The following is an 18,992-nucleotide window of genomic DNA, read 5'->3' as shown; positions in this document are numbered from 1 at the left end:
ATGAGCGAGACAGCAGAAAAGATCGGCTGGGACCGCGACCAGATGGCTGCCCGCGCCGCGCAGGAGCTGGAAGACGGCTATTACGTGAACCTCGGCATCGGCATTCCGACGCTGGTGGCGAACCACATTCCCGATGGCATGCACGTCACCCTGCAGAGCGAGAACGGCATGCTCGGCATCGGGCCCTTCCCCTATGCAGGCGAAGAAGACGCCGACCTCATCAACGCGGGCAAGCAGACAATCAGCGAATTGCCGCACAGCGCCTATTTCGACAGCGCTGCCAGCTTTGCGATGATCCGCGGCGGCCATATCGACCTGACCGTTCTTGGCGCGATGGAAGTGGCCGAAAACGGCGACATCGCCAACTGGATGATCCCCGGCAAGATGATCAAGGGAATGGGCGGCGCGATGGATCTCGTCGCGGGCGTGAAGAAGATCATCGTGGTCATGGATCACAACAGCAAGGCGGGCGATCCCAAGTTCATCCCGGAATGCACCTTGCCGCTGACCGGCCAGAACGTGGTCGACATGATCATCACCAACCTCGGGGTGTTCAAGCGATCCGACCATGAAAGCCCGTTCCGGCTGATCGAACTGGCCCCCGGCGTGAGCGAGGAAGACATCGCCGCCAAGACGACCGCCCATTACGAGGTCGCCCTGGGCTGACGCCGCCATGGCCGACTGGCTCGACAATCCACGCAACGAGAATGCTCCGCTCGCGGGGTTGAAGGTGCTCGAGCTGGCGCGTGTGCTGGCGGGCCCCTGGGCGGGACAGATCCTTGCCGATCTGGGTGCAGACGTCATCAAGGTCGAGAGCCCGGAAGGCGACAATACGCGCATCTGGGGGCCGCCTTGGATCGAGCACGGAGGCGAGAAGACAGCGGCCTATTATCATGGCTGCAATCGCGGCAAGCGCGGGATCGTGGCGAATTTCCGCGACGCAGATGACCTGGCCGCGATCAAGACGCTGGCTGCCGGGGCGGACGTCGTGCTCGAGAATTTCAAGCCCGGTGCGCTCGCCAAGTTCGGCCTCGACTATGCTTCGCTAGCGGAGGCGAACCCGGCGCTGGTCTATTGTTCGATCACGGGGTTCGGCCAGGATGGCCCGCGCCGTGACGAGCCGGGATATGATTTTGTTATCCAGGCGATGAGCGGGTTCATGTCCCTTACCGGCGAACCGGATGGCTATCCGATGAAGCACGGGGTCTCGATCAGCGATCTGGCCTGCGGGCTCTGGTCGGCCAATGCGGTGCAGTCGGCACTTTTGATGCGGCATCGCACCGGCAAGGGCCAGCGGATCGACATGAGCCTGCTGGATTGTTCGGTCGCCCTCTTGGCAAACCAGGCGATGAGCTATTTCGCGACCGGCCAGAATCCGCCGCGCATGGGCAATGCCCATGCACAGGTCAGTGCGTATGGGGTCTTTCCGACAAAGGACGGACCCGTCGTTCTGGCTCCCGCCAACGATGCGCTCTTCCGCAAGCTGCTGGCGCTGCTCGACCGGCCCGACCTGCTGGAAGACACGCGTTTCGCAACCAATGAGGGGCGGGTCGCAAATCGCGCGGAAATCGATGGCCTCATCGCGGGCGAAACCGCCAAGTGGTCACGCGAAGACCTGCTTGCCGCTTGTGCCGAGAAGGGCGTGCCTGCGGGCCCCATCAATACGCTCGACCAGGTGTTTGCAGACCCTCAGGTACGGGCGCGCGGAATGCAGATTTCGCCAGAGGGCGTACCCGGCCTTCGCAGTCCGTTCTCCTTCTCGGATGCCGAGATGACGCTTGATTGTCCCTCCCCTGCGAAGGGCGAGCACAACGCCAGCTGATCCGTAGATCTTGCACCCCTTATTGACGTCACCCGTAATTTCTGTAATTACAGAAATCACAAAAGGAGCCGAGTCGTGGCCGAGATCATGGAAATCCCCGAAGCGCGCGCATTTATCCTCCATTGGGGTGAGATGGGCAGCGAATGGGGCGTCAACCGCTCGGTCGCGCAGATCCACGCCCTGCTCTATCTGTCAGATCGCCCGCGCCACGCGGAGGATATCTGTGACAAGCTAGGCCTCGCCCGTTCGAATGTCTCGAATGGCCTGAAGGAACTTCAATCCTACCAGATCGTGCGCCGCGTCCACGTCGAGGGTGACCGGCGCGACCACTTTGTCGCGGAAAGCGATCTGTGGGACATGCTCATGAAGATCACGGCCGAGCGCAAGCGGCGCGAGATCGATCCGACGATCCAGCTATTGGGCGAGCTGTCCGAAAGCCTGGCCAAGCGGGAGCACGTGCCCGAGCACCTGCGCGAACGTGTCGGCCGGATGCACGAATTCATCGGCAATCTTGCAGGCTGGTATGCCGACGTCCGGCGCCTGCCCAAATCGACCCTTGTGACCTTGATGAAACTCGGCAGCCGCGTGGCGCGTCTCCTGCCGGACGGCAAGACCAAGACCTGATCCCTAAACCAGCGAAAAGGAGCGTCATCGAAGTGCTGTAAATAGCGATTTCTCAAATTTCAGAAATTAGAGGAGAAACCTCATGTACCTCGTTCCAGCATATGTCGCCTATCTCGTTATCAGCATCGGCCTCACGATCTGGGTCGCGCGCACGCTGTCGAAGAACGGGATCGTCTTCCTCAAGGAATGCTTCGGACACGACGATAATCTCGCGCACTCGACGAACCACCTGCTCGTTGTCGGCTTCTATCTCGTCAACCTGGGATGGATCTTGCTGACGCTGCGTTTCGGCAGCGAGCCCCAAGGCGCGGCAGAGGTGCTCGAATTTCTCTCGACGAAAATAGGCCTCGTGGTCGTCGCGCTCGGATTCATGCACTTCTTCAACATGAATGCCGTCGCCAAGTTCGGGCGCAAGGTCGGCCAATGGCTGCGCGAAGACGACTATGGCAACCAGCGCGAACCGCAGCCCCAAGGCGTCAAGCTCGGCTGAAGCGGTTCGACTGCAAGAAAAAGGGCGGCCTGTAGAGGGCCGCCCTTTCTCGTTTCAAATCAGGCCAGCGCGGCCTTCAGATCGTCGATCAGATCGGTGCGCTCCCACGGGAAGGCATCGCCGTCAGCCTGCCGCCCGAAATGCCCGTAGGCGGCGCTCTGGCGATAGATCGGCTTGTTGAGGCCCAGATGCATGCGAATGCCGCGCGGGGTCAGGCCGCCCAGTTTCTCGATCGATGCGATCGCATTTTCCAGCGCTTCGTCGGTAACGCCATCGGCACAAGTGCCGTGCGTGTCGACATAGAGCGACAGCGGCTTCGATACGCCGATCGCATAGGCAAGCTGGATCGTGCAGCGACGCGCGAGGCCTGCCGCGACGATATTCTTGGCAAGGTAGCGCGCGATGTAAGCGGCGGAACGGTCGACCTTGGTCGGGTCCTTGCCACTGAAGGCGCCGCCGCCATGCGGAGCCGCGCCACCATAGGTGTCGACGATGATCTTGCGGCCAGTGAGACCGGCGTCGCCATCAGGACCACCGATTTCGAAAGCGCCGGTGGGGTTGATATGCCATTGCGTGTCGTCGGACAGCCAGCCTTCGGGCAGGATGTCGGCAACGACGCCGCGGACATAGGACTTCAGTTCGGCTTCCTTTTCGCCCTCGTGATAGCCCCTCGCGTGCTGAGAAGAGACCACGATAGCAGTGCATTCCTTGGGAACGCCGTTTTCGTAACGCAGGGTGACCTGGCTCTTCGCGTCCGGTTCGAGGAACGGCGCGGCCCCGCTCTTGCGATCTGCGGCGAGACGCTCGAGGATCTTGTGACTGTAGTCGAGGGTAGCCGGCATCAGATCGGGCGTTTCGTTACAGGCAAAGCCGAACATGATGCCCTGGTCGCCAGCGCCCTCGTCCTTGTTGCCGCTGGCATCGACGCCCTGCGCAATTTCCGAGGACTGGCCGTGAAGATGGTTTTCGAAGGTCAGCGTCTGCCAGTGGAAGCCTTCCTGCTCGTAACCGATTTCGCGCACGGTACGGCGGACAGCCTTCTCGATCTCTTCCTTTGCGCCCGGCGCCCAGCCGCCGTTCTCTGCCCATTCGGGGTTGGCGGCATCATACATCGGTGCGCAACGGATTTCGCCCGACAGGATGACCCGCTGGGTGGTGGTCATGGTTTCGCACGCCACGCGAGCTTCCGGATCCTTGGCCAGCATGAGGTCGACGATGGCGTCGGAGATCTGGTCGGAAACCTTGTCTGGATGGCCTTCCGAAACGCTTTCGGAAGTGAACAGGTAATCAGTGCGCATTGAGACCCCGGAAATAGAGATATAAAGAAAGCTTTATGTGTGACCCGACACGTAACGGTCTCGCACGCGCATGGCAACCAAAGAACAGGCGAAAAGAACCATTGACCAGATAAGTGTCAGCCAGTGGCCGAAGAGCGAGAACAGGGTCGCGCCCGAAGGCGGAGGCACCATGGTGTCGATCCGGTCGGCCTCGCCCCGGCCGATATGGCTGCGCACGACGCCGCGCGCGTCGATCACGGCGCTGATCCCTGTCGTGGTGGAGCGAAGCACCGGCAGGCCTTCCTCTATTGCCCTCATCCGCGCTTGTGCGAGGTGTTGCGGCGGGCCCCAGCTTCCGAACCAGCCGTCGTTCGAGGGATTGAAGATATAGTCCGGGCGCTCCTCCCGATCGACGACCTCGCCGGAAAAGACGATTTCGTAGCAGATCTGCATGCCCGCCTTGCCGTATTGTTTCAGATCGACCGTCTGAGGTCCGGGCCCGGGGATGAAGTCGATACTGCCCGCGACCAGCCTGGTCAGACCGAGCGGCTCCAGCAAAGCGCGCATCGGGAGGTATTCGCCATAGGGGACGAGGTGGGCCTTCGCATATCGCGGTCCGATCAGCCCGTCGGCCGTGATCGGCGTGATCGCATTGTAGGCTCCAGTCGCCCTGCGGTATCCCTCGACCTCGCCGATTTCCAGATCGACCGCACCTGTCAGTAGCAACCCGCCATCGCCGATCGCCTGGCCGATACGGAAGCGGGCGAAGGCCGGGTCGCCTCCCGCTGTCATCCGGTCGTAATAGCGCTGCGGATACCCCTCGCGCAAATAGTCGGGCACGCCGCTTTCGGGCCACAGGATCAGCCTCCTGTCCACTTCACGCCGCTTTTGGCTAAGCGATGCTATCTGCTGGAACTGGTCCTCGAACTTGGTCGGATCGTCAATCTCTTCCTGCTTGAGATTGGGCTGCACGAGCGTGAGGGCGAGTGTCCCTTCACGAGCCGTTCCCGCAGGCCAGAGCATGCCAAGGATGAGCAGAACGCCGACGATGCCAAGCGCCCTCCGGTGCCGTGCGGCAACCAGCCAGGCGAGCACTCCGGCAAGAGCGACCAGCAATCCCGACAGTGCGTAAGTGCCGGTAATAGGCAGCAGGCGCGCCAGGCCGGGGCGCGTCCAATCCCCCAGGAATGCCATCGAAAATGGTCCCCAAGCATAGCCGGTGAAGACCCAGCTCTTGAACCATTCCGCAGCGATCCACAGCCCCCCGAAAGCCAATGAAAAGACGGGTAACTTATGCCTGCCGCAGAGCATCCATGCGCCCCAGCTTGCCAGGGCAGGCCAGATCGCGAGGTAGAGCGAGAGGAGCGGGACGGCGAGCCAGCCGAGCCAGGCGGGCATTTCCGCTTGGTAGGTGAAGGCCGTCGCGATCCAGTTGTTCGTGAGGGTGAAATGCGCGACCCCGAACAGCCATCCCGCACAGAAAGCGCCCTTGGCGCTCGTCAGTCGGTGGAGCAGCCAGACGAAACCGGCCATCCCTGCTAGCGCAAGTGGCCATAGGCCGAGCGGCGGATACCCGAGTGCCGACACCAGCCCAAGCGAAAGCACGCTCCAGTACGGATGCCGGTCAAGGAAGTCGGAAATGCGATCCATTGCCACGCCTGTTAACAACGGGCGCGGCAATGGCAATCGAAAGCGTCAGCCGTAATGGCCAGCCTCAGCCGACAGCGCTTTCCGCGTCGGTGTCTTCGGCCTTGCGGCGACGGCGACGCGGTGCGGGCTTGTCGTCACCGTCATCGTCGTTCGAACCGATCGCAGGCGGCAGGGCGGCTGCGTCGATCTCGCCTTCTACGCCCTGCTCTCCCTCGATGCTCTTCGGAGCCTTGCGGGGGGCGCGGCGCTTCTTCGGCTTGTCTTCGCCGTCGTCGCTGCGGAACGAGTTGTCCGAACCGTCGTCGTCATCGCCGGAATTGTCGCGCGACTTGCGTTGGCGGCCACCCGACTGGTCCTGGCCATCGTCGCGACGCGAGCGCTGACGGCGGTTCTGGCGGCGATCATCGCCGTCGTCGTCATCATCCTCGTCATCGGAAGAATTGCCTCCGCGCTCTTCGTTGCGCTTCGCCTTGGCTTCTTCCTGGCGTGCCTTGTTGTCCGCGATCACGCGGAAATAGTGGTCGGCAAACTGCAGATAGTGTTCGGCCTGCACGCGGTCGCCATTGTGCTGGGCGTCCTGGGCAAGCTTCTTGTACTTGTCGAGCAGCTGCGGAGCGTTGCCGCGCGCGCGACTGTCGATCCGGTTCGCCGAATTGGCACCGCCCTGGTTGCGATTGCCGCGACCGCGACGACGGTTATTACGATTATTGTTCAAGGATACTCGTCCTCATCAATGGCGCGGCACGAGGCAAAGCCCGCAACTGCCGCGAATCCCCTTGCGCACAAGACGCCTCCTGACGTCGTGCGTGCCCCTTTTCGTGCATGGTATACGGGGCCGAATGCCTCGCACCAGAACTGCAATGTCGGAGCTAGAACCGGTGGGGCGAAGTTACCCGCACACCACTGGCCTATGGCCAGATTTAGAGCCTCGAATCGCCTTTGCCAAGCCTTATCTAAGGATAAGTGCTCTCGGACGGTCAGCGAGGTCCCTGCGAAGCTCGATTGCGAAGCCCGAGTCGTGCGCGATGGCGGAGACCTGCGCGGCCTGATTTGCGCCGATTTCGAGCACTGCCGCACCGCCTGCAATAATCAGCTTGCCAAGCTGCGGAATAATCACGCGATAGTCGTCAAGCCCCTCTGCACCGGCAAACAGGGCGCTGGCGGGTTCGTAATTGCGCACATCCGGGTCGAGGGAGGCATCCTCTTCGACGTAGGGCGGATTGCAGAGGATGAGGTCGAATTGGCCCAATCCTTCCGACCAACCGGCATCCAGCCAGCTACGTGTCAGGAATTGTGCGCGTTCCGCAAGGCCGAGGCGCTCCCCGTTCTCTTGCGCAATTTCCGTCGCAGCCGCCGAGGCATCGATACCGACCCCGCTCGCCTCAGGCAGCTCGTGGAGCACGGCGAGCAGCAGGGCGCCCGTCCCCGTCCCCATATCGAGCACGCGCCGCGCGTCCGGCGCCACTTCCAGCGCCGCCTCGACGATTGTCTCGCTATCGCCGCGCGGGATCAGCGTGTCCGGCGTGACGAGAAACTGCAGCCCGAGAAATTCCTGCAATCCTGTGATGTAGGCAACCGGTTCGCGTGCGATGCGCCTTGCGACGAGACCGTCGAACGAAGGAGGTTCGTCCTCGCGCATCAGCGTGACGAGCATGCGAGAGCGCGAGACGCCCAGCGCATGCGCCATCAGCAATTCGGCATCGAGCCTAGCAGTGTCGCTGGTTGCGGACAGCCGTTCCGCCGCTTGGCGGATCGCATCGGCGACCGTCATCGCGCGCGCTCAATCATTGAGGGCGGCGAGACGCTTGGCTTCGTCTTCCGCGATCAGCGCATCGATCAGTTCGCCTAGGCCCGGCCCGGCGATGATCTGGGGCAGCTTCTGCAAGGTCAGGCCGATGCGGTGATCGGTCACGCGGCCTTGCGGGAAATTGTAGGTGCGGATGCGTTCGGACCGGTCTCCGCTGCCGACCATGGCCTTGCGCGCTTCCGCCTCGGCACCCTGCGTCGCTTCGCGCTGGGCATCGTAGAGGCGCGTGCGCAGGACCTGCAGCGCCTTTTCCTTGTTCTTGTGCTGGCTGCGCCCGTCCTGGCAGGTGACAACCGTTCCGGTCGGCAAGTGGGTGATACGGATCGCGCTATCGGTGGTGTTGACGTGCTGGCCGCCTGCGCCGCTGGCGCGGTAGGTGTCGATCTTGAGCTCGGTCGGATCGATCTGCACATCGACCTCGTCGGGTTCAGGCAGCACGGCCACGGTGGCCGCCGAGGTATGTATCCGCCCGCCGCTTTCGGTTTCGGGCACGCGCTGGACCCGGTGGACCCCGCTTTCGAACTTCAGTTTCGCAAAGACGCCGGCGCCCGTGACATTGGCGACGACTTCCTTGAAGCCGCCGACTTCACTCGCGCTGAGGCTGACCGGTTCGACCTTCCAGCCCTGCTCGGCCGCGAAACGTTCGTACATCCGGTAAAGATCGCCTGCGAACAGCGCCGCCTCGTCGCCGCCTGTCCCGGCCCGGATTTCCAGCATGGCCGGCTTGTTGTCGGCACTGTCGCGCGGGAGCATGGCGATGGCAAGTTGCCGTTCGGCTCGCGGAAGGCGCTCGCGCAGCGCGGCGAGCTCCTCCTCGGCCATGGCTTTCATTTCCGGATCGGCGAGCATTTCTTCCAGCTCGGCAATCTCTGCGCGCGCCGCCTTCACTTCGGCCGCGACCTTGGCGACCGGTTCCAGTTCGGCATAATCGCGGCTTGCCTGGACGAACTCGTCGCCCTCCAGCTGGCCCGACGCCATGCGCGCCTCGAGCTCGGCGAAGCGATTGGCGATCTGGTCAAGACGTTCGGCGGGGACTTTCATGATCAGTCGAGCAGCTTCTCGATAGTGTCTTTGGCACCGTCATCGGCCTTGATACGCACGTGTTCAACACCGTCGCGCAGGTCGAATGCGACGATCTTGTCCGCTCCCGCTTTGACAGCCTTGTCGAAACGCTTGCGAGGGCTGCCAGTGGCCATGAGGTCGGCAGAGTGACCGGCCGCCCTGATCTTTCCGATCGCAGCAATGGCGCTCTGGATCAGTTCGTCGTTCTCGACCACCACGACCACGTCGGCGTTCGGCTCATCCTTGTCCCCCACCAGCATCGCCAGCCGCTCGATCCCCGCAGCCCAGCCTACGGCAGGCGTCGGCGCGCCACCCAGGCTTTCCATCAGCCCGTCGTAGCGGCCGCCGCCGAGGATGGTGCTCTGACTACCCAGCTTGCCGGCGGCCTCGCTGCCCTCGTCGGGAATGAATTCGAAGGCCGTGTGACGGTAATAGTCGAGCCCGCGCACGAGGCTTTCGGCGCGCTGCCATTTCACGCCCGCCGCATCGAGACCGCTGGTGACGGCTTCGAAGAAGGCCTTGGCCTCCTCGGTCAGGAAATCGTCGATCTTGGGCGCATCGGCAACGAAGCGCTGGTCGCGGCGATCCTTGCTGTCGAGGATGCGCAGCGGGTTCTTTTCCAGCCGTTCCCGCGAATCTTCGCTCAATTCGTCCTTCACGGCGCGGAAGTATTCGACCAGCGCGGCGCGCCAGGCTTCGCGGCTGTCGCCATCGCCCAGCGTGTTGAGGTGCAGCGTCACGCCCTCGATGCCGAGTTCCTTCAGCAGCTGGTCGGCCATGGCCAGCAGTTCCACGTCCGCCTGCGGTTCTGCCGCGCCGATGATCTCCGCATCGATCTGGTGGAACTGGCGATAACGGCCCTTCTGCGGCCGCTCGTAACGGAACAGGGGGCCGTGCGTCGCGACCTTGAGCGGGGCGTGCTGCTGCCAGCCGTTCGACAGGTAGGCACGCGCGATCCCGGCGGTGAATTCCGGGCGCAGTGTCAGCGAATCGCCGCCGCGGTCCTCGAAGGAATACATTTCCTTCGACACCACATCGGTGGTCTCGCCGATGGCGCGGCTGAATACCTCGGTCTTCTCGAAGACCGGCATTTCCACGCGGCGGAAGCGGTAAAGCCTGCGCACGCGCTCGAAAGTCTCGACCACGAAGGCGAAGGCTTCTGCATCGGCGCCGAAAATGTCCTGCGTTCCGCGGATAGCTTGGGGAGTTTTTGCCATGGGAGGCGCGATTAGGACTATCGTCCCCCTTCCGCAATGCTTCGCAAGCCGCTATCGGCCCCGCGAAGTCTTTCTGGGGAGAGGGGCCAGTGTCTTTTCCGCCTCGCGGCGGGACGGTGTCAGCCCGCTCCCCCACCCGGCCACCCAACGAATACAATCCCATGGGTGGCCGGGTGGGGGAGTGGGCCGGAGCCGCAACCTTTTAGAAGAAGAGTATCCATGCGCATCGACATGATCCCCGTTGGCGACAATCCGCCCGAAAGCCTCAATGTCATCATCGAAGTGCCCACCGGCGGCGAACCGGTGAAGTACGAATTCGACAAGGAAAGCGGCGCGCTGTTCGTCGACCGCATCCTCCATACGCCGATGCGCTATCCGGCGAATTACGGCTTCGTGCCGCACACGCTCAGCCCGGATGGCGACCCGCTCGATGCGCTGGTCATCGCGCGCTCGCCCTTCATCGCAGGCTGCGTCGTGCGTGCGCGCCCCATCGGCGTGCTGAACCTCGAAGACGAGCATGGCGGCGATGAAAAGCTGATCTGCGTGCCGGTCGACACCACCTTCCCGTATTATTCGGACGTTGGCGAAACCAAGGACCTGCCGAGCATCATCTTCCAGCAGATCGAGCACTTCTTCACCCACTACAAGGATCTCGAAGCCGAAAAGTGGGTTCGCGTGGGCGCTTGGGGCGATGCCGCCGAAGCGCGCAAGATCGTGAAAGAAGCGATCGAACGTTACGAAGCGGACAAGTAAGTCATTCCACAGGCCGTGAGTGGTCGAGCAGGTCCTTGTCCTGCTCGCCGCCGGTCTGGCGCCGTTCTTCCTCGACCATCTCCACGATCTCGTCGACAGGCCGCACGTCATCGTCGGCTGCGGTGACGGTAATCGGGGGCGCCTTCTGGCTTGCCGCTTCCTGTTCCTTCTCGCGCGTTCCTTCCGCGCGGTTCTCGAACGGCAGGGTGGCGGAGCGCGGATCGAAGCGCAGGCGATAGATCGGCTCGGGCAGTCCGAAGCCTGCTTCTTCGAGCGCTTCCTTCACTGCCGGGATGGCCTGGCTCTGCGCCTTCCACCAATCGGTCTCGTTCTGGTCGATCCAGCCGAGGAAACGGATCACCACGTTCGAATCGCCGACTTCGATGATGCGTGCTTCAGGCGCGGGTTCGGGCAGGATGAAATCCAGCCCTTCCAGCACTTCGCGGCCAAGCTTGCGGGCAGCGCGCGCATCGTCATCCGCATCGACGCCCAGCTCGAACTGGAAGCGGCGCTGCGGGTTGCGCGTGAAATTGGTGATGACCGCCTTGAACACCTGGCTGTTGGGAATGCGAAGGTGGTTGCCATCAAGCGTCATAAGGATGGTCGCGCGGCTGGTGAGGCGGATTACGCGCCCTTCCAGATCGCCGATCAGCACCCAGTCGTTGGCGCGAAAGGGCTGGCGCAGGCTCAGCATGAGCGAGGCGACGTAATTCTCGATCGTATCGCGTAGCGCAAAACCGAGAGCGAGACCGATGAGGCCCGCCCCGCCGAGCACCGCACCAAGCAGGGCCGCCGCACCGATCATGTCCAGCGCCACGACCAGGCCGCCGACGACGAACACGAAGCGGATTGCACTGGCAATAAGCTCGGCAAGGAAGCTGTTTGGCGCGATCCTGTGCCACAGCGCGCCGAGGCCTGCGATCAGGTAGCCGACCAGGGCAATGCCTGCCCATACTGCGAGCGCCAGGCCGATAAGCGGCAACATGGCGAGAAATTGCGACCAGCGATCGGCCAGCGCGTTGAGCCCTTCGCCCTGGGCGGCGATCGAGACATCGCGTTCAAGGTCGTTCTCGACCGTGACCACACCGCTCACGCGCCCGGCTATGGCCTCGGCGCGGGAGATAGCATCCTGGTCGGGCACGACTCCGGAAAGGGTCACGACGCCAGAGCTCACACCCACTTCGACTTGTCGGAAGGCAGGCAGTTCGGCGAAGATTCCCTCGATACGCTCCGCAATGCGTTCATCCGACCCTTCATCGACGGTGGCGTCGATTTCCTGCTCGGGCGCTTCGGGCGGCGCCTCCTCGGCGGCCGGTTCTGGAGCGGACGGGAGGATCGCGAGGGCAGGCGTGGCGAATGCCAGTGAAAGGGCGGCGAGCCAGCGCATCAGTCGCCAGCCACCGTCATGCCGTCAACGCGGATTGTCGGAACGTTGATCGATTTGTGCATCTCGAGGTCGTTTGCAGGCGTCATGGCGCGGAACATCTCCAGCAGGTTTCCAGCGATGGTGATCTCCGCCACCGGCCCGGCGATCTCGCCATTGCGGATGCGGAAGCCGGTTGCGCCGCGGCTGTAATCGCCGGTGATCATATTGACCCCCTGCCCGAAGAGGCCCGTGACATAGAGGCCGTCGGCAATATCGGCCATCAGTGCCTCCGGAGTTACATCGCCTGCCTCCAGATGGCCGTTGCTGGCGCTGACGCCGGGCGAGCCGCCCCCCGAACGCGCCGCATGCCCCGTCAGTCCGAGGCCAAGCTGCCGGGCGGAGGCGACATTGCTCAGCCAGCCGAAAATCCGTCCGTTCTCAACCAAGGCGCGCGGTGTGCTGGCGACGCCTTCGCCGTCGAACGGGCGCGAGCGCATGCCCCGCACGCGCAAGGGATCTTCGACGATCCGGATGCTGCTGTCGAACAATTCATCGTCTTCGCGGCCGAGCAGGAAGCTCGCCTTGCGCGCGATTGCAGGCGCGCCCATCGCGCCGATCAAATGGCCGAGAAGGCCGCCCCCGATGCGCGGATCGAAAACGACAGGCATCTTGCCGCTGGGCACCGAACCCGGCTTGACCTTGGCCACCGTCCGCTCGCCCGCCTTCGTGCCGATTTCTTCCGGCGTAAGCAGGTCAGCGTAATGACGGGCGCTGCGCGAAGCATAGTCGGTCTGCATGTCGCTGCCCTCGCCCGCGATGACATTGGCGGACAGCGAAAATCCGGTTCCGGAGTAGCCGCGCGCGAAGCCTTCCGAAGTGACGAGTGCAACCACCGCCTGGCCGGCGCTGGCCGAACCACCATTGCTGTTGGTGACGCCTTCGACTGCCCGTGCCGCTTCTTCGGTGGCACGCGCAGCCTCGCGCAAGGCGGCAGGTTCGATGTTCGTATCGTCGAAAAGGTCGAGATCGGGCAGGTCACCGGAGAAAAGGTCATCCCGGTCCGCCAACCCCGCATAGGGGTCCTCGGGCGCATGACGCGCCATTTCGACCGCGCGCTGGGCCAGTGCCTTCAGCCCCTCGGGTGCGAAGTCGCTGGTGTGGATCGAGGCGGAGCGCTTGCCCACGAAAACGCGCAGGCCGATTTCCTCGCTCTCGGTGCGCTCGACCTCTTCCAGTTCGCCCAGGCGGACGGTCACGCTTTCCGAGGAATCCGCCCGCGCCACGGCATCGGCCGCATCCGCTCCGAGGGAGCGGGCCAGCGCCACGAGGTCGTCGCAGCGCGCCAGCGCGGTTTCGGTATCGATCATCTAGGAATAACTCCGCTGAACCCTGTTGGGGTCCGGCTAGAGCGCGAAGGCTGCGCCTGCAAGCTCAGGCAAAGGCCAGCTTGAACGCACCGGTCAGCAGGACGGGCAGGCCGATCGCCAGTGCCCACAGCATGATCTGGTCGCGGCGGAACGCGCCCGTCATTTCGGGATCGGCCGCTTCGGCGTCCGACAGATTGACCCAGCGCTTCTCGAACCAGCGGCAGGCGGGAATGATACCGGCCACGAGCACAACGAGCGCGAGATAGGGAAGGATGGAGGATACGCCCTGCTTCATAGCGTGGACGGTCATGAAAATCTGCAAGGCGGTGTAGACGATCAACGCGTAGGCGACATTGTCGCTCATCGCCCGGCGCAGGTCGCGGTGGTGTTCCGTGTCGTGCGTCTCGGCTGCGGCTGCGTCGTCGATTGCCTTGCCCATCAGGCGTCTCCCCGTATTTTCTCTCCGACTCGCATTGTTTCAAAATTGCGAAACTCTGGCAAGCGGCTTCCGATATATTACCCGACCGTCTCGCCCGGGGCGTTTCACGACGTCCCTATGACGTCCATGCATAAATCCTGCCAGTTCGTCGATTCCCAAGCTGCGCGGGGTTTTCAGGGACGCCATGCATGCTATGGCCAGCCCATGGCAGATCTCACCATGAGTCCTGAGAACGATGCGGTGCATGACGCCGCCCCGCCCATTCCGCAGGGCGGCCTCGAAGTCATTTCCATTGCGAAAAGCTACGACAAGCGCGCGGTCCTGACCGATATTTCGCTGTCGGTCGGCAAAGGCGAAGTGCTCGGCCTCCTGGGCCCCAACGGCGCGGGCAAGACGACGTGCTTCTATTCGATCATGGGCCTCGTTCGCCCTGATGCGGGCCGCATCCTGATGGACGGCGAAGACGTGACCAAGCTGCCGATGTATCGCCGGGCGATCCTGGGACTAGGCTACTTGCCGCAGGAAACCAGCATCTTTCGCGGGATGACGGTCGAGCAGAATATCAACTGCGTACTCGAAATGGTCGAACCGGACGCGGCGACACGAGAAGCGGAACTGGAGCGTCTGCTGGACGAATTCGGCCTCACCCGCCTGCGCTCTAGCCCAGCGATGGCGCTGTCGGGCGGTGAACGCCGCCGCGCGGAAATCGCCCGCGCCTTGGCGGCGAAGCCTTCGATCATGCTGCTCGACGAACCTTTTGCAGGTATCGACCCGCTCTCGATCAGCGACATCCGCGATCTCGTGAAGGACCTTAAGACCCGCGGCATCGGCGTACTCATCACCGATCACAACGTGCGCGAGACGCTGGAAATCGTGGACCGCGCCTGCATCATCTATGGCGGACAGGTGCTCTTCGCCGGAACGCCCGAGGCACTGGTGGCGGACGAAAACGTCAAACGCCTCTACCTCGGCGAAAACTTCACGCTGTGATCGCGGCGCGCGCCCGGAGCTGACTTATGGCGCTCGGTCCGAGGCTAGACCTACGGCAGACGCAATCGCTGGTGATGACGCCGCAATTGCAGCAGGCGATCAAGCTGCTGGCGCTGTCCAATTTGGAAATCGAAACCTTCGTCGCCGAAGCGCTGGATAGCAACCCGCTGCTCGAAATCGGGGAAACGCGGCGCGAGGCCGGAGAGGACGCCCCCGAGGCATCACCCGATGAACATGACAGCGCGCCGGGTCCCGACGGCGAAGGCGCGCTCGACATTGCCCAGCATGCGCTCGATCCGGAGGCCGCGCCGGGCGACATGGGCGATTGGGGGCAGGCGGCCAGCGGCGGCGGTTCGGGCGAAGACATGCCCGAATTCGAAAATCGCACATCGGACGGGGTTACGCTGGCCGAGCACCTGATGGAACAGGTCGGCGCGCAGGCGCACGACGCGCGCGAGGCGCTTATAGCGATCCGGATTATCCACGAGCTGGACGACGCCGGTTACCTCCAGGCGGAACTCCGCCAACTGTCGGACGAACTGGGCGCGCCGCTGGCGGAAGTCGAGCGCGCACTGGAGCTCGTCCAGTCGCTCGATCCCACCGGCGTCGGAGCGCGGTCGATCAGCGAATGCCTTGCCCTGCAAGCCAAGGAGGCCGACCGCTACGATCCCTGCATGGCGCGGCTGATCGACAATCTCGACCTCCTGGCCAATGGCGATATCGCCCGGTTGAAGCGGTTGTGCGACGTCGATGATGAAGATTTCGCGGACATGCTGGCGGAACTCAAAGGATACGATCCCAAGCCGGGCTGCCAGTACGGCGGCGCGAGCGAGGCGGCGGTCGTACCCGACGTTCTGGTCACACCGAAAGGCAAGACCGGCTGGTCGATCCGCATCAACGAGGCGAGCCTGCCGCGCCTGGTGGTGAACCGCGAATATTACACGGAACTGGAATCGGGGGCGCGGGACAAGGCTTCGCGCAAATGGCTTAATGAACAGCTGGGCGAGGCCGACTGGCTGATCCGCGCCTTGGACCAGCGGCAGAAGACCATCCTCAAAACCGCCAGCGAAATCGTTAAGCGGCAGGAGGGCTTCTTCCGCGAAGGCGTATCCGCGATGCGCCCGCTGACCCTGCGCGAAGTAGCGGAAGAAATCGAGATGCACGAAAGCACCGTCAGCCGCGTGACGAGCAACAAATACCTCCACTGCCCGCGCGGCACGTTCGAGATGAAATACTTCTTCTCCAGCGGCGTCGCGGCCGCCGACGGCGAAGGCGCCAGCAGCGAAGCGATCAAGGCGCGCATCAAGGCGCTGTGCGAAGGGGAGGACCCGAAGAAGGTCCTGTCCGACCAGAAGCTGGCCGACCTCCTCAACGAAGAGGGCTTCGACCTCGCCCGACGCACCGTGGCGAAGTACCGCGAGGCCATCGGCATCGGCTCTTCCGCGCAGCGCCGCCGCGAGAAGAAGCTGAAATCATTGTGAGTCCCATCTGCAACACTGAAAAATGTTAACCCTTTTTACTCCACGTTAACCTTTTCCGTTCAGACCTGCTGTGGTTAACAACGGGCAACACCTCTTTACAGGGGGTTACCGCAAACAGGGGCAAGGGGGGACCAGACCCATGCGTGTACTGCTGATCGAAGACGAGCCGACAACCGCCAAGGCTATCGAGCTCATGCTGACTACCGAAGGGTTCAACGTCTATTCGACCGATCTGGGCGAAGAGGGTTTGGATCTCGGCAAGCTGTATGATTACGATATCATCCTGCTCGACCTCAACCTGCCGGACATGCACGGCTATGACGTGCTCAAGAAGCTGCGCGTCGCCAAGGTGCAGACCCCGGTCCTGATCCTTTCGGGCATTGCCGAAATGGACAGCAAGATCCGCAGCTTCGGTTTCGGCGCAGACGATTACGTCACCAAGCCGTTCCATCGCGAAGAACTGATCGCCCGCATCCACGCCGTTGTGCGTCGTTCGAAAGGCCACAGCCAGTCGATCATCCGCACCGGCAAGCTGGCCGTGAACCTCGATGCGAAAACCGTCGAAGTCGACGGCGCCCGCGTCCACCTGACCGGCAAGGAATACGCCATGCTGGAGCTGCTTTCGCTCCGCAAGGGCACCACGCTGACGAAGGAAATGTTCCTCAACCACCTCTATGGCGGCATGGACGAACCCGAACTCAAAATCATCGACGTCTTCATCTGCAAGCTGCGCAAGAAATTGAGCCATGCTTGCGGCGGTGAGAACTACATCGAAACCGTCTGGGGCCGCGGCTACGTCCTGCGCGACCCGAACGAAGAGGCGGAAGCCGCCTGATAAGATCAACCGCTTGGACAGCGAGTGAAGGCCCGGCCCCGACAAGGGATGCCGGGCCTTTTCGTTATTGGTGCGGCCTGTCCAGCAGGATGCGAAGATAGGGTGAGAGGCGGTGGCCCATGCGGGTGATCGGCGAGCTGCTGTATCGCGCCACGAACCGCCGCCAGTCGCGACCATGGATTGCACCGGCCTCCCGCCAGCGCGCGCGCAGTCTCGCGAACTTGGACAAGACGGGGTCGAGCGAACTTCCCGCGACCGGATTGGCATCACAATAGCCGACCGGCTTGCCCGCAAGCACGCAAGGGATACCGGCAGCCCCGGCACGCAGGCCATAATCGAGGTCGCCGTAGATATGCTCGAACATGGGATCGAGCGGGCCGAGACGCTCGAAAGCCGCTGCCGACACCAGCACCGCATTGCCGCTGATCGTGTCGATCTTCTGCGGCGCGCCATCGGGTGTGGCTAGTCTCATCCGCAATGGCCTGCGGAGCGGTTCAGGCCTGAGATGTCCGCCATAAGTGACCTCCCCCTCCGGCCCGCGTGCAAGGGTTGCTCCTGCGCAGATTACCGCGCCGCGCTCATCCCGCGATTGCTCGGCATCGGTCAGCATGCCCTCCAGCGCGCACGGAAGGAGTTCGACATCGTCGTTCAGCCAGAAATACCAGTCGTAGTCCGTGGCCGCCGCGCTCGCCCGTTCCCAGGCCAGCCGCATTCCGCCGTTCCAGAACAGCGTGCCGTCACCCTCGATGACATTGGCCTGCGGCAAGAGGTCGAGCACCGCCCTGCCCGTTCCGTCCTGCGATCCGTCATCGACAAGGAAAAGATCATCGTCCCGGAACTCCGGCTGGTCGGCAAGCGCGCGAAGACAGGCGAGAGTCGTCTCGCGCCGGTTGTGGCACGTCATCAGCACCGCGATGCGCGGACCATGCGTTTGATCGGATGCAGTGACGGCCATTTCGCCTGAACGCCTAGCGTGCGTTTCCCGCCCGCTACAAGCGGCAAGCCCTCGCCTGCCTCTGGACAAGTCGGGCGCAATCGGCTTAGCGCCGCGCCCCATGTCAGCATTCAAGGAAGGCGATCCGACCACGCTCAACCGGCTGTATGGCCGCAGCCAGGGCAAGCCCCTGCGCGCCGCCCAGCAGGAACTGGTCGACAAGCTGCTGCCCCAGATCGCCGTCCCCGCCGAGGGACCGGTGACGTCCGAGCGCCTGTTCGGTTTCGAGCGCCCGCTGCATTTCGAGATCGGCTTTGGCGCGGGCGAGCATCTGGCCTATCGTGCCGACCTCTTGCCCGACCACGGGTTCATCGGGGCCGAGCCCTTCCTTAATGGTGTGGCGCAGGCGCTGACCCATATCCGTGACGGCGGCCTTGCCAATGTCCGTATCCAGCACGGCGATGCATTGGAGGCGCTGGCCCGCGTTCCCGATGGGGGCCTGACGATGCTCTACCTCCTCCATCCCGATCCCTGGCCCAAGAACAAGCACGCCAAGCGCCGGATGATGAACGACGGGCCGGTCCGCATGATCGCCGACAAGCTCAAGCCCGGTGGCGAATTCCGGTTCGGGACCGACCACCCGGTTTACCTGCGCCACGCGCTCATGGTCATGCGCCGCTTTACCGATGAATTCGAATGGCTTGTCGACGGACGCGAGAGTTGGGAAAACCGTCCATCCGGCTGGTGCGAGACGCGCTACGAACACAAGGCGCGCAACACCTACGGCCACGAGGTCTGGTACTTCCGCTTCCGCCGCAAATAAGCGCGGAACGCATGGCGGGGCGCGGCGATTGAACGGGTATAGGCCCAAAGGAGCG

19 protein-coding genes are annotated in these 18,992 nt (G+C 63.3%); 9 read left to right on the top strand and 10 right to left on the bottom strand.

The annotated features are described in order from the left end of the window. The 4 genes from BM173_RS03755 (at window position 1) to BM173_RS03740 (ending at window position 2,936) form a co-directional block, all read left to right on the top strand. Window positions 1-666, top strand: a complete 666-nt coding sequence (locus tag BM173_RS03755) for a CoA transferase subunit B (protein WP_224803398.1) — start codon at window positions 1-3, stop codon at window positions 664-666. Window positions 667-673: 7 nt separating this feature from the next. Then, entirely contained in the window at window positions 674-1,822 is a 1,149-nt protein-coding gene (locus BM173_RS03750) for a CaiB/BaiF CoA transferase family protein (RefSeq protein WP_090477403.1), read from the top strand. Between the two features lie 87 nt (window positions 1,823-1,909). Continuing rightward, window positions 1,910-2,446: a GbsR/MarR family transcriptional regulator gene (locus BM173_RS03745; RefSeq protein WP_090478480.1), complete on the top strand. Its 537-nt coding sequence runs from the start codon at window positions 1,910-1,912 to the stop codon at window positions 2,444-2,446. Window positions 2,447-2,528: 82 nt separating this feature from the next. Further along, on the top strand, window positions 2,529-2,936 hold the full coding sequence (locus BM173_RS03740) for a hypothetical protein (RefSeq protein ID WP_090477401.1): 408 nt from the start codon (window positions 2,529-2,531) through the stop codon (window positions 2,934-2,936). A 59-nt stretch (window positions 2,937-2,995) separates the two neighbouring features. Here BM173_RS03740 and metK read toward each other — a convergent pair whose 3' ends face one another. The 6 genes from metK to hisS form a co-directional block, all read right to left on the bottom strand. Beyond that, complete coding sequence (metK, locus tag BM173_RS03735; RefSeq protein WP_090477400.1) at window positions 2,996-4,234, bottom strand: methionine adenosyltransferase; 1,239 nt, start codon at window positions 4,232-4,234, stop codon at window positions 2,996-2,998. A 33-nt stretch (window positions 4,235-4,267) separates the two neighbouring features. Then, window positions 4,268-5,863, bottom strand: a complete 1,596-nt coding sequence (lnt, locus tag BM173_RS03730) for an apolipoprotein N-acyltransferase (protein WP_090477398.1) — start codon at window positions 5,861-5,863, stop codon at window positions 4,268-4,270. Window positions 5,864-5,927: 64 nt separating this feature from the next. Then, complete coding sequence (locus tag BM173_RS03725; RefSeq protein ID WP_090477396.1) at window positions 5,928-6,578, bottom strand: DUF4167 domain-containing protein; 651 nt, start codon at window positions 6,576-6,578, stop codon at window positions 5,928-5,930. Window positions 6,579-6,812: 234 nt separating this feature from the next. After that, window positions 6,813-7,634 (bottom strand): peptide chain release factor N(5)-glutamine methyltransferase, encoded by an 822-nt coding sequence (prmC, locus tag BM173_RS03720; RefSeq protein WP_090477394.1) that lies wholly within the window; start codon window positions 7,632-7,634, stop codon window positions 6,813-6,815. A 9-nt stretch (window positions 7,635-7,643) separates the two neighbouring features. Then, entirely contained in the window at window positions 7,644-8,711 is a 1,068-nt protein-coding gene (prfA, locus tag BM173_RS03715) for a peptide chain release factor 1 (protein WP_090477392.1), read from the bottom strand. A 2-nt stretch (window positions 8,712-8,713) separates the two neighbouring features. After that, window positions 8,714-9,949: a histidine--tRNA ligase gene (hisS, locus tag BM173_RS03710; RefSeq protein WP_090477390.1), complete on the bottom strand. Its 1,236-nt coding sequence runs from the start codon at window positions 9,947-9,949 to the stop codon at window positions 8,714-8,716. A gap of 219 nt (window positions 9,950-10,168) precedes the next feature. Between hisS and ppa the strand changes: the two genes are divergently transcribed. After that, window positions 10,169-10,702, top strand: a complete 534-nt coding sequence (gene ppa, locus BM173_RS03705; RefSeq protein WP_090477388.1) for an inorganic diphosphatase — start codon at window positions 10,169-10,171, stop codon at window positions 10,700-10,702. A gap of 1 nt (window position 10,703) precedes the next feature. Here ppa and BM173_RS03700 read toward each other — a convergent pair whose 3' ends face one another. The 3 genes from BM173_RS03700 to BM173_RS03690 all read right to left on the bottom strand — a co-directional run bounded on the left by BM173_RS03700 (window position 10,704) and on the right by BM173_RS03690 (window position 13,874). Next, a complete protein-coding gene (locus BM173_RS03700) occupies window positions 10,704-12,089 on the bottom strand; it encodes a mechanosensitive ion channel family protein (RefSeq protein WP_090477386.1) in 1,386 nt (461 codons plus the stop codon). Continuing rightward, window positions 12,089-13,435 (bottom strand): TldD/PmbA family protein, encoded by a 1,347-nt coding sequence (locus BM173_RS03695; protein ID WP_090477383.1) that lies wholly within the window; start codon window positions 13,433-13,435, stop codon window positions 12,089-12,091. The genes BM173_RS03700 and BM173_RS03695 overlap by 1 nt, the downstream gene beginning before the upstream one ends. A gap of 64 nt (window positions 13,436-13,499) precedes the next feature. Beyond that, window positions 13,500-13,874, bottom strand: coding sequence for a hypothetical protein (locus tag BM173_RS03690; RefSeq protein ID WP_090477382.1), 375 nt, complete (start codon window positions 13,872-13,874; stop codon window positions 13,500-13,502). A gap of 219 nt (window positions 13,875-14,093) precedes the next feature. On the opposite strand from BM173_RS03690, the gene lptB reads away from it, so the two are divergent. The 3 genes from lptB to ctrA all read left to right on the top strand — a co-directional run bounded on the left by lptB (window position 14,094) and on the right by ctrA (window position 17,180). Then, complete coding sequence (lptB, locus tag BM173_RS03685) at window positions 14,094-14,864, top strand: LPS export ABC transporter ATP-binding protein (RefSeq protein ID WP_407692144.1); 771 nt, start codon at window positions 14,094-14,096, stop codon at window positions 14,862-14,864. A gap of 26 nt (window positions 14,865-14,890) precedes the next feature. Continuing rightward, window positions 14,891-16,345 carry an RNA polymerase factor sigma-54 gene (gene rpoN, locus BM173_RS03680; RefSeq protein ID WP_090477378.1) on the top strand — a complete coding sequence of 485 codons (1,455 nt, stop codon included), beginning with the start codon at window positions 14,891-14,893 and terminating at the stop codon, window positions 16,343-16,345. A 139-nt stretch (window positions 16,346-16,484) separates the two neighbouring features. After that, complete coding sequence (gene ctrA / locus BM173_RS03675) at window positions 16,485-17,180, top strand: response regulator transcription factor CtrA (RefSeq protein ID WP_090477376.1); 696 nt, start codon at window positions 16,485-16,487, stop codon at window positions 17,178-17,180. A 64-nt stretch (window positions 17,181-17,244) separates the two neighbouring features. Here ctrA and BM173_RS03670 read toward each other — a convergent pair whose 3' ends face one another. Beyond that, window positions 17,245-18,135, bottom strand: coding sequence for a glycosyltransferase family 2 protein (locus BM173_RS03670; RefSeq protein ID WP_177201790.1), 891 nt, complete (start codon window positions 18,133-18,135; stop codon window positions 17,245-17,247). Window positions 18,136-18,235: 100 nt separating this feature from the next. On the opposite strand from BM173_RS03670, the gene trmB reads away from it, so the two are divergent. Beyond that, window positions 18,236-18,937 carry a tRNA (guanine(46)-N(7))-methyltransferase TrmB gene (gene trmB, locus BM173_RS03665; protein ID WP_090477372.1) on the top strand — a complete coding sequence of 234 codons (702 nt, stop codon included), beginning with the start codon at window positions 18,236-18,238 and terminating at the stop codon, window positions 18,935-18,937. Window positions 18,938-18,992: the final 55 nt, after the last annotated feature.

Origin of the sequence: Qipengyuania nanhaisediminis (assembly GCF_900115585.1) — a bacterium.
GTDB classification, from domain to species: domain Bacteria; phylum Pseudomonadota; class Alphaproteobacteria; order Sphingomonadales; family Sphingomonadaceae; genus Qipengyuania; species Qipengyuania nanhaisediminis.
This window is presented reverse-complemented; position numbering and strand designations above follow the sequence as displayed.

What these genes read in the sequence shown, in the direction of transcription:
- rpoN (WP_090477378.1), top strand. Translation starts at nt 14,891, where the DNA reads ATGGCGCTCGGTCCGAGGCTAGACCTACGGCAGACGCAATCGCTGGTG.
- BM173_RS03755 (WP_224803398.1), top strand. Translation starts at nt 1, where the DNA reads ATGAGCGAGACAGCAGAAAAGATCGGCTGGGACCGCGACCAGATGGCT.
- BM173_RS03690 (WP_090477382.1), bottom strand. Translation starts at nt 13,874, where the DNA reads ATGGGCAAGGCAATCGACGACGCAGCCGCAGCCGAGACGCACGACACG.
- trmB (WP_090477372.1), top strand. Translation starts at nt 18,236, where the DNA reads ATGTCAGCATTCAAGGAAGGCGATCCGACCACGCTCAACCGGCTGTAT.
- BM173_RS03750 (WP_090477403.1), top strand. Translation starts at nt 674, where the DNA reads ATGGCCGACTGGCTCGACAATCCACGCAACGAGAATGCTCCGCTCGCG.
- metK (WP_090477400.1), bottom strand. Translation starts at nt 4,234, where the DNA reads ATGCGCACTGATTACCTGTTCACTTCCGAAAGCGTTTCGGAAGGCCAT.
- BM173_RS03745 (WP_090478480.1), top strand. Translation starts at nt 1,910, where the DNA reads ATGGAAATCCCCGAAGCGCGCGCATTTATCCTCCATTGGGGTGAGATG.
- lptB (WP_407692144.1), top strand. Translation starts at nt 14,094, where the DNA reads ATGAGTCCTGAGAACGATGCGGTGCATGACGCCGCCCCGCCCATTCCG.
- hisS (WP_090477390.1), bottom strand. Translation starts at nt 9,949, where the DNA reads ATGGCAAAAACTCCCCAAGCTATCCGCGGAACGCAGGACATTTTCGGC.
- prfA (WP_090477392.1), bottom strand. Translation starts at nt 8,711, where the DNA reads ATGAAAGTCCCCGCCGAACGTCTTGACCAGATCGCCAATCGCTTCGCC.
- ppa (WP_090477388.1), top strand. Translation starts at nt 10,169, where the DNA reads ATGCGCATCGACATGATCCCCGTTGGCGACAATCCGCCCGAAAGCCTC.
- BM173_RS03695 (WP_090477383.1), bottom strand. Translation starts at nt 13,435, where the DNA reads ATGATCGATACCGAAACCGCGCTGGCGCGCTGCGACGACCTCGTGGCG.
- prmC (WP_090477394.1), bottom strand. Translation starts at nt 7,634, where the DNA reads ATGACGGTCGCCGATGCGATCCGCCAAGCGGCGGAACGGCTGTCCGCA.
- BM173_RS03740 (WP_090477401.1), top strand. Translation starts at nt 2,529, where the DNA reads ATGTACCTCGTTCCAGCATATGTCGCCTATCTCGTTATCAGCATCGGC.
- ctrA (WP_090477376.1), top strand. Translation starts at nt 16,485, where the DNA reads ATGCGTGTACTGCTGATCGAAGACGAGCCGACAACCGCCAAGGCTATC.
- BM173_RS03670 (WP_177201790.1), bottom strand. Translation starts at nt 18,135, where the DNA reads ATGGCCGTCACTGCATCCGATCAAACGCATGGTCCGCGCATCGCGGTG.
- BM173_RS03700 (WP_090477386.1), bottom strand. Translation starts at nt 12,089, where the DNA reads ATGCGCTGGCTCGCCGCCCTTTCACTGGCATTCGCCACGCCTGCCCTC.
- lnt (WP_090477398.1), bottom strand. Translation starts at nt 5,863, where the DNA reads ATGGATCGCATTTCCGACTTCCTTGACCGGCATCCGTACTGGAGCGTG.